Raw genomic sequence first — 13084 nt, 5'->3', positions numbered from 1 at the left:
GCGCCGTCAATGCCGTATGCGCCGCCCGAAACTACCGCGACGTCGCGTTCACACAAGCCGGCCGCCAAGTCGGCCGCGACGTACTCACCGTAGGCTGTGGCCGCCCGCGTTCCCACCACGGCCGCTGCCCGCTGGGCAAGCTCGCCCAGGACCGGTTGGCCTGTGGCCCACAAAGCCAGCGGCGCAACGCCGCTGGGGTTACGGCCGACGGCTGCGCCGGCGAAGGCCGCGAAGGACATCGCGGGCCATTCGGTATCGTCCGGTGTCACCAGCCGACCACCCAGCCGGGCGATACGGTCGAGATCGTCGGCAGCACTGTAGACGTCGCGTCGCGCCGACGTCAGGCGGTCTAGCTCGGCGTCGACCGCCCCGCGCCTGATCCGCTCCGCGGCTTCGACCGGCCCGACCCGGCGGACCAGCGCGGCCAGCGGAGCACACGGCGCCTCGGCGACCCGGGACAGGTATGCCCACGCCAATTGAACGTTCGTCATCGGTCGGCTCCCATTTGGCGAAATCCCAGCGCGGTTTTGACTTCTTCGACGCCCGGCTGAGTGAGGCCGGCCAAGTCGGCCAGTGACCAGGCGACGCGCAAAGTACGGTCCATCCCTCTGATGCTCAGCACACCGCGGTCTAACGCCCGCCGCAGCGGGTCCATCGCCTCCTTGGCGAGTCGATAGCGTTGACGCAGAAGCGATCCCGGGACTTCGGCGTTGGTCAGCACACCGTGGGACCGCCATCGGTCAGCGGCGGCGGCACGGGCGCGTGCCACCCGCTTACGCACGACCCCCGTGGATTCGCCGGCGTCGTTGCCCAAGGCTGCGGTGCGCACGGGGTGCATCTGAACGCGCAGGTCGACGCGGTCAAGCAACGGGCCTGAGAGCTTGCCGAGATAGCGTCGCTTGGCGGTGGGCGCACAGACGCAATCTCGCGGATCGGCCGGTGCACACGGACAGGGATTGGCCGCGAGCACCAACTGAAACCGGGCCGGGTAGATCGCGACGCCGTCGCGGCGGCCGAGCCGCACTTCCCCGTCCTCCAGCGGTGTACGCAACGCCTCCATCGCCCGGACGCCGATCTCGGCGCATTCGTCGAGGAACAACACGCCGCGATGTGCCCGACTGACGGCGCCGGGCCGGGCCAACCCGCCGCCGCCGCCGACCAGCGCCGCCACGCTGGAGGTGTGGTGAGGCGCGACGAATGGCGGCCGCGTGATCAGAGGTGTGGTGGCTGACAGCAGCCCGGCTACCGAGTGGATCGCTGTCACCTCCAGGGACTCCTGCTCGCTCAACGCCGGCAATAGACCCGGAAGGCGTCGTGCCAGCATGGTTTTGCCGATACCTGGCGGCCCCGTCAGCATCAGGTGGTGTGCTCCCGCGGCGGCCACCTCGACCGCGAAGCGGGCCTGCTGCTGGCCGACCACATCGGCGAGGTCGGGCACCGCGGCGCCGTCGTCGATGTCGAGGTCGACTCTCGGCTCCAGGTCGCCCTTGCTCTCGAGCCAGGCCTGCAGCTGGCGCAGGGTGCGGGCGCCGGACACCTCGATGCCGGCGACAAGCCCGGCCTCGGCCAAATTGCCCACCGGCACCACGACGGCCGGCCAACCCTCGCGCTTGGCGGCCAGCACCGCGGGCAGCACACCGCGCACTGGTCGCACCCGCCCGTCGAGCGCCAGTTCCCCGAGCAGCACCGTCTTCTCGAGCCGCGTAGAAGGTATCTTCCGGTCGGCCGACAACACGGCGGCCGCCAACGCCACGTCGTAGACGGACCCCATCTTCGGCAGCGTTGCCGGCGACAAAGCAAGGGTGAGCCGCGCCATGGGCCAGCGGTTGCCGCAGTTCACGATCGCGGCGCGGACCCGGTCGCGCGACTCCTGCAGGGCCGCATCGGGCAGCCCGACCAGATGGAAGCCGGGCAGACCCGAGGTGATGTCGGCCTCGATCTCGACGATCTCGCCGGCGACTCCGCGCACGGCGACCGAGAACGCTCTGCCCAGCGCCATCAGCCGACACCCTGAACGTGGGTGATCTCCGGAGAGCGGCGCCGTCCGATGCGTACGCCGACCACGTCGATGCGGATCGCCGACCACTTGGTCTCCTGGGCCGTGAGCCAAAGACCTGCCAGCCGTCGCAGCCGGCGAACCTTCTGCGGTGTGACGGACTGAGCCACGCCGCCGAACATGTCCGTAGCGCGGGTCTTCACCTCGACGAACACCACGGTGCGCGTCGCCGGATCGGCGGCGACCAGGTCCAGTTCGCCGTAGCGACAGCGCCAGTTGCGTGTGAGCACCCGCAGCCCCAACCCCCGCAGGTGGTCGACAGCCAGTTGCTCACCGAGAGCGCCGAGTTCGGCGCGGGTCAACGAAGTCATACCTGCACCGTGCGGGCCGGCGCCGACACAATGCCCCTTCAGCGGCTAGTTATCCCCAGACGCGACTTCATCCACAACTGCTGGCGCAAGGAAAGGGCAAGGAAAGGAAACGACAAGCGCCGCCACGGCGCGGCGGCTGTCGGTGCCGTGCTGGTCAGGCGAAGGCCTGGAGCAGCGCGGAGATCTGACCGGTGGACACGTTGGCGTTGCACTGGCTCCGCAGGTTCGTCAATGGCGCCGCGATGCCGCGCAGGTCGTTGAACTCTTGTGGGTGGGCGGCGAAATAGCCGCGGAGCGACCCCTCGGCGTCGCTGGGGGTCTGCGACCCGGCGCTCGTCAGCGCGTCGTTGACGTCCTGGTGCGTGTCCAGGTACTGGCCGGCCGCACCGGTCACCGAGCTGACGGTGCTGGCCAGCCCCGCCGCGGTGCACGGCGCGGGTTGCGCGTCGGCCGCCGGGATGCCCATCGTGGCGGCGGCGGCGCCGAGTGCACCGGTAGCAAATACCCCGAGCAAACCTCGACGCATGGTTGAACGAGTCAATTTCATTGCTTTTTTTCCTTCAGATTTGCGATTCGGTCGCGTCCCCCGACCCCTAAGACAATGTACAGCAAGGCAACGAAAGCGATCAGCCCACCTGAAAGTGAAGACAACCAAACAATTCGAGCGTTACACCGCTCTGCTGTGACATTAGCCTCAGTAGCAACTTTTTCGGTAAGGCAGCAACCAGATTCCTGAGAGCTTCCCCAGATTCGTAAGAGATACGACGCGGAGGTCTTAAGTCATCGTGACCACCTTGAGACCGGCGATCTCCTCGCCAGGAGACCTGCGCGAGGTCGTCGAGTACCGAGAGCCGCCCAACGGACGCCACCGCAGGACAACCCGCGAATTTCCGCACGCGGACGGCACCGTTCACCACAGCCGGCTGGTGAGTGGTTGACTGCCACGCGGCACGCGCGTTCGGTTGATGCTGGAGTCAGCGCCCGCGATGAACGATGAGAGCACCCTTACGGCGTCTATGAAAGAGCCTGCATTCGCTCGGTTTCGTGACGCGCAGCAGCAATTGAGAGGAAAGCAATGACCACAGCCGGACGGGAACGAATTTACGATGTCGCCGTTATCGGCGCCGGGCCTGTGGGCCAGAATGCGGCCGACCGCGCCAGGGCTGCCGGGCTGAGCGTGGCGGTGGTGGAAAGAGAATTGGTCGGAGGCGAATGCTCGTACTGGGCATGCGTTCCCAGCAAGGCGCTGCTGCGGCCGGTCGTGGCCGTGGCTGACGCTCGCTGGGTCGATGGCGCCTGGCAGGCCGTCACCGGTCCGATCGACACCGGTGGAGTGTTCGCCCGCCGCAACCGCTATGTCGGCAACTGGGATGACCGCCCGCAAGCCGACTGGGTCGCGGGTATCGGTGCGGAGCTGGTGCGCGGTCACGGGCGATTGGACGGCAGCCGCCGCGTCAGCGTCGCCGCCCCGGACGGGCACACTGTTACGCTCGCCGCCAGGCATGCGGTGGTCATCGCCACGGGCAGCACCGCCGCGCTGCCTGATCTTCCCGGCATCGCCGGGGCACACCCGTGGACCAACCGGGAAGCCACCGACAGCAGTCATGTGCCGGCACGGCTTGCCGTCGTCGGCGGCGGCGGCGTCGCCGTCGAAATGGCCACCGCCTGGCAGGGTTTGGGGTCGTCGGTGACACTGCTGGTGCGTCGTTCGGGAGTGCTGCCCCGGACGGAGGCGTTCGTCGGTGAGCTGGTCGCCCGTGGCCTCAGCGAGTCGGGTGTGGACGTGCGGACCGACGTTTCGGTCACGAAGCTGCGCCGGCCCGGGGGCGCCGGCCCCGTGACGCTCCAGCTGGACGACGGCAGCGAGCTGGAAGTCGACGAGGTGCTGTTCGCCACCGGCAGAAAGCCACTGACGAGCGAGATTGGCTTGGAGACAGTGGGTTGACGCCGGGATCGTGGCTGGATGTCGACGACACCGGCCTGGTGCAGGGTGTGCCCGGCGAGTGGCTTTACGGGGTTGGCGACGTCAACCACCGCGCGCTGCTGACGCACGAGGGGAAGTATCAGGCGCGCATAGCCGGAGCGGCGATCGGCGCCCGCGCCGCCGGGAAACCGGTGGACACCGGGCCGTGGGGCAGGCATGCGATGACGGCCGATTCACGGGCGGTGCCACAGGTGTTCTTCTCCGATCCCGAAGCTGCGGCAGTGGGCTTGTCCGCCAGGCAAGCCGAGCAGGCCGGCCATCGGGTGAGGGCGGTGGACGTCGACTTCGGCAAGACTGTCAAGGGTGCGGTCCTGTATGCCGACGTGTACACCGGCCAGGCTCGCATCGTCGTCGATGTCGACCGCGGACACCTGGTCGGAGCGACGTTCGTCGGCCCCAACGTCTCCGAGCTACTTCATTCCGCGACAGTCGCGGTCGCCGGCGACGTTCCGATCGACCGGCTCTGGCATGCCGTCCCGTGCTTTCCCACCATCAGCGAGATATGGCTGCGGCTGCTCGAGGCGTACCGGGACTCGGAACCATGAACGGTGCCGCGTCGGGATGAGCCTGGATGTTGCGATGCGTCTCGCAGCCGTGATCACGTTTGAACTGATCCCCGACCCATCTCGTGGTTTAGATTGGGTTTAGATTAGAGCCGATTTTCTCGTTCCCCACCGCCGACAGGCAGCCGCTAAGAACCTGCCCCCGCGGCCTCCGGTCGGAGTGGCGGCAAGAAACAGCGGGCGGCGCAGCCGACAGTGAAACACCAAGGGGCACAACGATAGGCGATCCTACGACGGCGAGGCGTGGCCGAGCCAGCAGCCCCATCCGGCGTGAAAACTGCAACGCGCGCAACACATCCCAGCCAGCCGCTCGAGTAGGCGGTGGAGCCGCCGGTGCGTGAGCCGTCTCCCTCCGGCGAAGCCGGGGGGCCCTTCTCGCCGGGGTGTGAACGGCTGGGACAGCAGCGATGTTACGTCGCGTAACACCTCGAGGCATATCCGCAGCACACGGAAACCCACGCAACAACGCAGGAACACAGAACGCGCAGTTCAGAGCCGCTCGAAGCCGCGGTCAACCTTCGGCCGAATGACGCTTCGCGTTACCGGGTCCGCCCGCGCTCTTCAGGACGACGTCGACCGCCGCCTCGATGACGTCGTCGTCGGGAAGTGTGCCGAACATCAGCGATGGGCACGCGACCACGCCGGCGAGCATGGAGATCACCGCTTCCAGTTCGGCGCCCTCGAAGGACTCTTCGAGGATGGTGCGGATCGGTCGCTGAGCGTCGGTATTGATCGTGTCCCTGATCTGACTCATCGCCTCGACCGTCGCCCACTGGGCCATCGCAGACAGCACTCGGTCGAGCCGCAGGTCGAGCACCGCCTGCCGGAACATCTTGAGCTCCCCCACCAGATCGGTGCGCATATCACCAGTGCGTTCGTGGTGCGGCATATCACCGAGGGCGTCCAGCGCCGCCGCGAAGAGCTCGGGCCTCGACGGCCAGTGTGCGTACAGGGTCGTTTTGGAGTACCCAGCAATCTCGGCGACATGAGCGTGCGTAAGGGCGTCCGAGCCCTCTCTGGTCAGCACGTCCAAGGCCGTGCGCGCGACGTCGGCCCGGGTACGGGTCACCCGAGCGTCCTCGCCCATCTCGACCGCCTTTTGGCCGTGGCGAGGTGTCATTTGAGCACGTCACCTCCCCTCGCCTGCCAGGCTCGCTCCGTTGCGCATGCTTCGTACAAGTTAGTCGATGAACAGATAGAACAGAACCGTAATAATTGGCCTCTATCAAACTTATTGTCCATTACTGTACGGTATGACTTGCCCACCCCACGTCACGCTCAAAGGTGAGAGATGATTCCTGAGGTACTGACACAGTCCCAATTCAATACGGTCTACAACGTCCTGTCCTTTTCGATCGCGGCGCAGTTGTTCACCGCGATCTTCCTGCTGGCAGTCCAACCACGGGTGTTGGCCCGGTACCGGCAAGCCCTGGTGATCTCCGCGATCGTCTGCGGTATCGCCGCCTACCACTACTTCCGCATCTTCGCTTCTTTCAAGGCGGCATTCGTCACGCACGCACAGGGTGGACGCGGGACGTACGTCCAGGCAGCGGGAGAATCGTTCAACGAGGGTTACCGCTACGTCGACTGGTTCCTCACGGTTCCGCTGCTGCTGACCGAGCTCGTCGTCGTCCTGGCGCTGGCCCGTAAGCTGCAGACCTCGCTGCTCTACCGGCTGATTCCCGCGTCGGCCCTGATGATCGCCCTCGGCTACCCCGGTGAGATCAGCGGTAACAACGGCCTGCGCAACATCTTCGGGTTGCTGTCCACAATTCCTTTCCTCTACATCCTCTACGTGCTGTTCGTCGAGCTGACCCGCTCGCTCGATCGGCAGCCCGAGGCTGTGCGCAGGACCGTCAGCCGGATGAGGATCTTGCTGCTGGCCACCTGGGGCGTCTACCCGCTCGCGTACATCATTCCGCTCTACGGGTCCAATTTGGGAGCGGCCGCGTGGGTGGCCAAGCAGGGCGGCTACTCGGTTGCCGACATCCTGGCCAAGTGCCTCTACGGCCTGTTGATCTACAAGATCGCCCGCCTGAAGTCCTACGCCGATGACCCCGCCTTCGCCGTCGAGGAGGGCGAGCACATCGACGGGCACGCCTTGTCCCAAACGAACGGCAGCAACTCGCCCAAAGTCGGTGCCGGTCTCGGCCAGGACGACACACCTGCGGCAACGGCGTAGGCCACTCGACCGTCGTGGTCCACGTGGAAAGACAGGTCCGCGTGCGAAGAAGGCGGGGCAGCGCACGTCCTCCGGGAGTAATCCCGGAGGACCCCGGCCCTTGCGAGCCGTCTGCCCAGGGGCCCACCGTTCGGCCGCCCGCGGTCCGACCACGAATCCGTTCGGCCTCTCCTAGCCCGCTGGAGATCGCCGCGACCTGGTCGCGATGGCTGATGGTCGGCACGGTGCTGGTGGCGGGTGGGCACGTTGCCGGGGTGCCCGCCGTCACGGCGCCGGCCGTACTGGTTGTCGCCGGGCTGGGACTCGTGGCCGGTGTCCCGCACGGAGCGGCCGACCATGTGATGGCCACGCAACTAGCCGGTGGCAGACCCATGGTGCTGGTCGCCGCTGCCTACGCCGGCGTGGCCGCTGCGGCGTGGGCGCTGCTGGAGTGGGCTGGTCCGATCGCTCTGATCGTGGTCGTGGCACTCAGCGCGCTGCACTTCGGCCTCGGCGAACTCGAGGTGTCACGCCAGCTCACCGGGTGGCGGCCCCCACGCGTGTTGGCCCTTCCGATTGTCATCGCCGGCTCCGGGGCGCTGGTGCTGCCCCTGGCTCGTTCTGGCGATCAGCTCAGGGGGGTGGCGACGGCCGTCTCGCCAGGTCTTGCGCTATTGATCGGCGGTGCACCGGTGCAGATCGGTCTGGTGGTGATTTGGCTGCTAGCGGCGCTGGTCGCGGTGATCGCTTCGCTCTGGTCGGGTCATCCCGCGGTCGCACTCGACATCGTGCTCGTCGGCGCTCTCGGCATGCTCGTGCCACCGTTAGTCGCATTCGCCGTGTGGTTCGGCGGCTGGCACGCGCTGCGCCACTGTGCGCGGATGTTGACCATCGAGCCTGGCTGCGCCGCGCTGGTGACCACCGGCCGACGACGGCCGGCGGCCCTGCGGCTGATCCGACTCGCCGCGGTGCCATCGATTGCGGCATTGACATCGATAGCCGCCCTCGGCTGGTTCACGGTGGCGGCATCAGACCCGACCGTGGTCGTGGCGGAGGTTTTGCGCCTTCTGCTCGCCCTCACGGTGCCGCACATGGTAGTCGTGCTGTGGGTCGACCGGACCACCGATCGCGAGGACGAGACACCGCCGGACGACTGGATCCGGGTTCCGTGACAGCGATCGCGGCATGACCGAACGGATCGAAATCCAGCGCACCATCGCCGCCCCTGCGTCCGACATCTTCACCGGGCTGTGCGACCCGCCCGCGGCCGGGTTCCCGATCGCCCTCTACGGACCACTTCGCCTCCCCGGCATCGCGCCCCATGACATCGCGGTTTACGCGGTGCTGAGGGACTGCCACACCGCCTTCGCCTTCCTGCTGTTTGTGACTTTTACCGCCCATATGTGCGCAGTGCTTTTCCATACCCTCGTTCTGCGTGATCGGATCCTCGATCGTATGGCACTCCGGGCGACCAAACCCGCGGCCCCGCGCCAGGATCCAGCGCGCATCGCGTGAGGAGACCCAGCGGCGAATGGACTGCGGCCCTGTCGCGAGGCGATCACAGATCGATACCGATAGCCGTCTCGCAGTGGCACGGCAGCCCGCCGGCACAAATGATGGCAAAGCGCGCGAGACTCCGAGCCCGCGTCAGGAGGTAGGCAAGAAAATGATGGCAGACTGGGTTCCCGCCCAGACTTCATACGAAGTACACGGACGACGGATCCTCGACAGGGCCGAGGGCATTCTGATCGGGCTTCGCCGGTGCCAGTCGGAAGCCGCTTTCACCGAGCTGCTCGGCGCCGCCGAACGCCACCGCGTCCCCGTGTTCACGATGGCGTGGGCGCTTGTCCACCTCGCAACCGGCGGCAACAAGTCACCAGAAACGTTCCGAGCCGCTCAATCGGCCGCTCGCCATGAGTGGGGACAGCTCCTCACCGCTTCCGCGGCGACCCCGTGAGTAACCGTCACAGGAAGGTGCGACGAGGCGATCTGCCCACCTGGTAGCCCGCGGGAAACGACTTCTCGATCACCCGGAACTCATCGTTGGCCTTGGACTCCAACTCCAGGACCACGCAGCTGTCGCCGACGGGTTTGGACTCCAGCACCCTGTAGTGGTGGCCACCACCGTGGACGTCGGTGATGGGATCACCTGAACGCAGGGCCTCGACCGGCACGAACTCGGTGGCGCTTGAGTAGTGTGACTCCACACCGGGAACGCTAGGCCAAATGTCCCGGCAAGGAGAGCTTTTTCCAGGCCTGCGGCGGCGACCGGCGACAGTCGCGTGCGATCCAGGCACCAGGAAACTTGAGGAGCCCAACGTGGACGTCGAAAACGCGGTCTACCCCACCCGCGAACGCGTCGAGGCATTGATGACGGACACCTCCGACGATCCGGTGGTGATGCTCAACTTGCTCAAGTTCCGCGACCGCGCCGCCTATCCCGACGGCCGCCCCACGACGCTGACCGGTCGCCAGGCCTACGAGCTCTACGCGGCCGCCATGCAGGAGGTCGTCGAAGAGCACGGCGGCAGATTTCTGTTCGCGGGGGAGGTCACATCACTGGTGATCGGCCGGGTGGAGGACACGTGGGACATGTGCGCGCTGGTCGAATATCCATCTGCAGCCGCATTCGCGAGGATCGCGACGTCACCGGAAGTCGGTGAGATCGGGGTACACCGCGCCGCCGGCCTGCAGGGTCAGTTGCTCATCCGTCTTGCGCAGCGGCCACTGTAAAACGATGCGACGGATCCCGCCGGTCGTGCTCGGGCTGTTCGCGGTGATCAACACAGTACGCGGCGCCATCCACGCGTTCGCCCCCGACGGCGGAGCGCATTCCATCGCCGGCTTGGACCTGTCTGCCGGCACCCGAACGATCCTGAGCTTGTTCGCGGCCGTGGGATTACACCAGCTCGTGATGGCTGGCTTTCAAGCCTTCGTGCTGGTGTTCCGGCGCGATCTGGTGATCATCGCGCTCGGGCTGCAGACCGCCGAGACGGCGCTGGGTCTCGTCAACCTGTACTTCTACCGGACCTTCCCCATCGTCGTGCCCGGCCAGGTGTTCAACCTGGCGCTGCTGGTCGTGCTCGCGGCGACACTTGGCCTGGCGTGGGCCGGGTCGCGCCGGCGCGCGTCCCCGCCGGCCGCCGCGCCGAGCGAAACCATCGGCTGACCCTCGTCGACGGGTGCTCTCAGCCAGACTCAAACGTCTGCGACGCGCCCCCGCGTGTCGTCGCAACGGTTTGAGTGTCGCGGGCGCGGCCGACCCGCCCCACGGCCGACCCGCCCCACGGCCGACCCGCCCGACGGCTAACCCGCCCCACCGCTAACCGATCGGCAGTGTCAAGACGAACACCGCGCCGCTGCCGGGCGGTGTGGGTTGACAGATGACGTCGCCGCGGTGGGCGCGGGCGATGCCACGGGCGATCGGCAGGCCCAGCCCGGAACCGCTGAACCCGTTCCCGCCGTCGAGGCGGACAAGGCGGCCGAAGATGTGTTCGTATTGTCCCGGGGCTACGCCCGGGCCGCCGTCGCACACCGCGACTCGGGCTTGCCCGTTGGACGCGGACACGGCCACCCGCACGGTTCCCCCCGCGGGGGTCACCTCGCAGGCGTTGTTGAGCAGGTTGGCCACCACCTGGCCGATCCGCTCGGGATCCAGTTTGACAGTGGTGCGTGGTCCGTCCACCCGGATCGAGAGCTGCGGATGGACCAGACGGGCGCGTTCGGCCTGCCCGTCGATCAGCTGCCGCAGGTCGGTCGGCTCGGGATGCAGGCTCAGACCGGTGTCGATGCGGGCCAGGTCGAGGAGGTCGTCAACGAGCCGGCCGGCGCGCTGGGCCTCCCGGCCCAATACCATCAGCAGCCGGTGCCGTGCCTCGGGGTCGGCGTCGTCGGGCTGCTGGAGGACGGCTGCCGCGGCGGCGGTGATGCCGGCGAGCGGTGTGCGCAGCTCATGGGCCGCGTCCGCGACAAACCGCCGCATCGCTTCCTCGGAGCCCAACGCCCGCCGTTCGGCCCCTTCGAGCGAGTCGAGCATCTCATCGAAAGCCGCTGCGGTTCGGCCCAACTCGGTGTCGGCGGTGTGCGGCCAGAGGCGCTGACCGCGGCGTCCGGCGGCAACGCTTCGCGCCAACCGGGTCATTGCGTCTAACGGGGCCAGCGCATACCGCACGACCAGCGGCACGCCGACCGCGACGACGAGTACCGCCAGTGCCCCGACCACCAGCAGCACCCTCACCAGCCGGTGCCGCGCCCCGGCGAGCAACCGCCCGTCGACTTGCAGCGTCAGTTGCGCCCCGGCAAGCGGCCCCGAAGTGTTGGGCAGCCGCAGCCGCCTCGTCTTCGTCGCGGGATCCAAGACGGGCATCCTGACGCTGCCGAGGACCTGGCCGTCGGCAAGCACCAAACGCGCCCGCACCGAACGGTTTTCGAGCCGGCTGACCAACTCGGCCGGCGGTGTGTTCTCCCCGGCCAGCTGTTGGGCCAGCTGCACGTGATCGTTGAGTACGGCTGTCATGGAGCGGTTGAGGATCACCGAGAACGATGCGACGACGGCGATGATCACCGCGAACAACACCGCGACGAACACCGCCACCGTCGCCGCGGTGACGCGGCGACGCAGCGATACCGTCGCCAATCCGCCTGGCGTGCGCCTCGTCATGTCTCCTCGGCGCGCAGAACGTAACCCAGTCCCCGGAGCGTGTGCAACAGCCGCGGGCCGTGCTCCTCGAGCTTGCGGCGCAGCGCGCTGATGTGCACCTCCACCAGGTTCGGGTCGTACGCGTCGAAGCCCCACACAGAGGAGAGGATCTGGGTTTTGGTCACAACCTTGCCCCGATGCTCCGCGAGGTAACAGACGAGCTTGAACTCGGTGGCCGTCAGTGGGATTGCGGTTCCGGCGCGGGTGACGCTGCCCGCCTCGGGGTCGACGACCAGGTCGCCGACGACCATGGTCGACTGCACCTTCCCCAGTCGTCGCAGCAGCGTATTCACCCGTGCGAGAAGTTCGGCCAGCACAAACGGTTTGGTGACGTAGTCATCGGCCCCGGTGGTCAGCCCACGCAGCCGGTCATCGATCCCGTCGCGGGCCGTGAGCATCACCACGCCGGCATCCGACCGCGAACGGACCACGTCGAGCAGCGCGAACCCGTCCCGCCCGGGCAGCATCACGTCCAGAATCACCACGTCTGGCCGAAACTGGGCCAGCACCCGCTCGAGTTCCCGCCCGTCGGGACGGGCAACCACGTCGTGACCGGCTCCCTGCAGACCTGACTCCACCGCAGCGCGGATTGCATCGGCATCCTCGATCACCAGCACCCGGGCGGCGGCATCACGTCTCATCGGCACGGCCTCGGCCACGCTTCACCGTAGCGCCACAACGGCGTCGGTCGGGTTAGGGCAGCAGCGGCAGGTGCCGCAGCGGCGTCCCGGGGTCGATGAGCCAGAGCCGTATCGCCGTCAGCCGCAGAATCCTGACCGCGCTGCTGATCATGATTACCGCGAGCGGCAGCTCGGCGAACACGGCGGTCGACAAAGACACCCATAATTCGCCGGCTCCGGCCGTGAGGACGTCGAACCAGGCGTCACAGATCAGCAGAACCCCGGTGGTGAACGCGGTGAGCAACACCAGCTGGCGGCGCAGCCAGCCCAGCACCGCGGTCACGGCCATGAACACCACAAGCAGGCCGTCGAAGCCCACCCAGGTGGCCGGCCAGTTATGGGCGACATAGGTCTCGGGCAGGGTGAAGCTGAGGTAGACGATCCACGGAATCAACACCATCGCGCCGGCCACCATCAAGGTCAACCGGGTCCGCCGCACCCGACCGGCAATCGGCGGCGGAAGAACGTCGTCGACCGGACGCTCCAGCCTCTGAATCAACTCCCGGCGTTCCGCGGGCGACATCGCCGCGATGCGGGCATCCGACAGCACACCATCACCGTGGCCAGCCATGGCTCTTAAGTATCCGCTAAGTATCCGCCCCTGCCGGTTACCGGCGGGCGTTCCCGCTC

General features: G+C 67.4%; 14 protein-coding genes and 2 pseudogenes. 7 read left to right on the top strand and 9 right to left on the bottom strand.

Translation table 11 applies throughout. From position 1 onward, the window contains the following. From VKG81_RS12725 to VKG81_RS12710, 4 genes are all read right to left on the bottom strand, one after another. On the bottom strand, positions 1–491 hold a 491-nt coding region (locus VKG81_RS12725; RefSeq protein WP_324396420.1), incomplete at its 3' end, for a DNA-processing protein DprA. Continuing rightward, a complete protein-coding gene (locus VKG81_RS12720; protein WP_324396418.1) occupies positions 488–1999 on the bottom strand; it encodes a YifB family Mg chelatase-like AAA ATPase in 1512 nt (503 codons plus the stop codon). The genes VKG81_RS12725 and VKG81_RS12720, both read right to left, overlap by 4 nt. Continuing rightward, positions 1999–2367: a YraN family protein gene (locus VKG81_RS12715; RefSeq protein WP_324396416.1), complete on the bottom strand. Its 369-nt coding sequence runs from the start codon at positions 2365–2367 to the stop codon at positions 1999–2001. The genes VKG81_RS12720 and VKG81_RS12715 overlap by 1 nt, the downstream gene beginning before the upstream one ends. 154 nt (positions 2368–2521) lie before the next feature. Then, positions 2522–2914 (bottom strand): heme-binding protein, encoded by a 393-nt coding sequence (locus tag VKG81_RS12710; RefSeq protein ID WP_324396414.1) that lies wholly within the window; start codon positions 2912–2914, stop codon positions 2522–2524. A gap of 528 nt (positions 2915–3442) precedes the next feature. Here VKG81_RS12710 and VKG81_RS12705 point away from each other — a divergent pair. Further along, positions 3443–4896 (top strand): annotated as a pseudogene (locus VKG81_RS12705) (dihydrolipoyl dehydrogenase family protein). Between the two features lie 529 nt (positions 4897–5425). Here VKG81_RS12705 and VKG81_RS12700 read toward each other — a convergent pair. Continuing rightward, the gene (locus tag VKG81_RS12700; RefSeq protein WP_324396412.1) at positions 5426–6001 is read right to left on the bottom strand and encodes a TetR/AcrR family transcriptional regulator; all 576 of its coding nucleotides are present in this window, start codon (positions 5999–6001) and stop codon (positions 5426–5428) included. A 204-nt stretch (positions 6002–6205) separates the two neighbouring features. Here VKG81_RS12700 and VKG81_RS12695 point away from each other — a divergent pair, with 204 nt between their 5' ends. The 4 genes and pseudogenes from VKG81_RS12695 (at position 6206) to VKG81_RS12680 (ending at position 9032) form a co-directional block, all read left to right on the top strand. Then, positions 6206–7096 carry a bacteriorhodopsin-like gene (locus VKG81_RS12695; RefSeq protein ID WP_324396410.1) on the top strand — a complete coding sequence of 297 codons (891 nt, stop codon included), beginning with the start codon at positions 6206–6208 and terminating at the stop codon, positions 7094–7096. Positions 7097–7308: 212 nt separating this feature from the next. Beyond that, a complete protein-coding gene (locus VKG81_RS12690; RefSeq protein ID WP_324396408.1) occupies positions 7309–8247 on the top strand; it encodes a Brp/Blh family beta-carotene 15,15'-dioxygenase in 939 nt (312 codons plus the stop codon). A gap of 91 nt (positions 8248–8338) precedes the next feature. Continuing rightward, positions 8339–8590: pseudogene (locus tag VKG81_RS12685) on the top strand (cytochrome b); the annotation flags it as partial. A 151-nt stretch (positions 8591–8741) separates the two neighbouring features. Next, complete coding sequence (locus tag VKG81_RS12680) at positions 8742–9032, top strand: ANTAR domain-containing protein (RefSeq protein WP_324396407.1); 291 nt, start codon at positions 8742–8744, stop codon at positions 9030–9032. 7 nt (positions 9033–9039) lie between these two features. Here VKG81_RS12680 and VKG81_RS12675 read toward each other — a convergent pair whose 3' ends face one another. Then, positions 9040–9282, bottom strand: coding sequence for a hypothetical protein (locus tag VKG81_RS12675; RefSeq protein WP_324396405.1), 243 nt, complete (start codon positions 9280–9282; stop codon positions 9040–9042). 112 nt (positions 9283–9394) lie between these two features. Here VKG81_RS12675 and VKG81_RS12670 point away from each other — a divergent pair, with 112 nt between their 5' ends. Next, positions 9395–9808 carry a DUF1330 domain-containing protein gene (locus VKG81_RS12670; RefSeq protein WP_324396403.1) on the top strand — a complete coding sequence of 138 codons (414 nt, stop codon included), beginning with the start codon at positions 9395–9397 and terminating at the stop codon, positions 9806–9808. Between the two features lie 4 nt (positions 9809–9812). Then, on the top strand, positions 9813–10244 hold the full coding sequence (locus tag VKG81_RS12665) for a hypothetical protein (protein ID WP_324396402.1): 432 nt from the start codon (positions 9813–9815) through the stop codon (positions 10242–10244). Positions 10245–10397: 153 nt separating this feature from the next. Here the strand turns inward: VKG81_RS12665 and VKG81_RS12660 are convergent, their stop codons facing one another. Genes VKG81_RS12660 through VKG81_RS12650 form a run of 3 tightly spaced genes read right to left on the bottom strand, consistent with a single transcriptional unit; the run spans position 10398 to position 13025 of the window. Next, positions 10398–11735 carry a HAMP domain-containing sensor histidine kinase gene (locus tag VKG81_RS12660; RefSeq protein ID WP_324396400.1) on the bottom strand — a complete coding sequence of 446 codons (1338 nt, stop codon included), beginning with the start codon at positions 11733–11735 and terminating at the stop codon, positions 10398–10400. After that, positions 11732–12415 (bottom strand): response regulator transcription factor, encoded by a 684-nt coding sequence (locus tag VKG81_RS12655; protein WP_324396422.1) that lies wholly within the window; start codon positions 12413–12415, stop codon positions 11732–11734. Before VKG81_RS12655 ends, VKG81_RS12660 begins: the two co-directional genes overlap by 4 nt. Positions 12416–12467: 52 nt before the next feature. Then, positions 12468–13025: a hypothetical protein gene (locus tag VKG81_RS12650; RefSeq protein WP_324396398.1), complete on the bottom strand. Its 558-nt coding sequence runs from the start codon at positions 13023–13025 to the stop codon at positions 12468–12470. Between the last annotated feature and the right edge of the window lie 59 nt (positions 13026–13084).

The sequence above is a fragment of the Mycobacterium sp. genome (assembly GCF_035314905.1).
Classification (GTDB): Bacteria; Actinomycetota; Actinomycetes; order Mycobacteriales; family Mycobacteriaceae; genus Mycobacterium.
The sequence above is the reverse complement of the archived record's forward strand: the minus strand, read 5'-3'. Positions and strand labels throughout refer to the sequence as shown.

What these genes read in the sequence shown, in the direction of transcription:
- VKG81_RS12720 (WP_324396418.1), bottom strand. Translation starts at nt 1,999, where the DNA reads ATGGCGCTGGGCAGAGCGTTCTCGGTCGCCGTGCGCGGAGTCGCCGGC.
- VKG81_RS12715 (WP_324396416.1), bottom strand. Translation starts at nt 2,367, where the DNA reads ATGACTTCGTTGACCCGCGCCGAACTCGGCGCTCTCGGTGAGCAACTG.
- VKG81_RS12710 (WP_324396414.1), bottom strand. Translation starts at nt 2,914, where the DNA reads ATGAAATTGACTCGTTCAACCATGCGTCGAGGTTTGCTCGGGGTATTT.
- VKG81_RS12700 (WP_324396412.1), bottom strand. Translation starts at nt 6,001, where the DNA reads ATGGGCGAGGACGCTCGGGTGACCCGTACCCGGGCCGACGTCGCGCGC.
- VKG81_RS12695 (WP_324396410.1), top strand. Translation starts at nt 6,206, where the DNA reads ATGATTCCTGAGGTACTGACACAGTCCCAATTCAATACGGTCTACAAC.
- VKG81_RS12690 (WP_324396408.1), top strand. Translation starts at nt 7,309, where the DNA reads ATGGTCGGCACGGTGCTGGTGGCGGGTGGGCACGTTGCCGGGGTGCCC.
- VKG81_RS12680 (WP_324396407.1), top strand. Translation starts at nt 8,742, where the DNA reads ATGATGGCAGACTGGGTTCCCGCCCAGACTTCATACGAAGTACACGGA.
- VKG81_RS12665 (WP_324396402.1), top strand. Translation starts at nt 9,813, where the DNA reads ATGCGACGGATCCCGCCGGTCGTGCTCGGGCTGTTCGCGGTGATCAAC.
- VKG81_RS12660 (WP_324396400.1), bottom strand. Translation starts at nt 11,735, where the DNA reads ATGACGAGGCGCACGCCAGGCGGATTGGCGACGGTATCGCTGCGTCGC.
- VKG81_RS12655 (WP_324396422.1), bottom strand. Translation starts at nt 12,415, where the DNA reads ATGAGACGTGATGCCGCCGCCCGGGTGCTGGTGATCGAGGATGCCGAT.
- VKG81_RS12650 (WP_324396398.1), bottom strand. Translation starts at nt 13,025, where the DNA reads ATGGCTGGCCACGGTGATGGTGTGCTGTCGGATGCCCGCATCGCGGCG.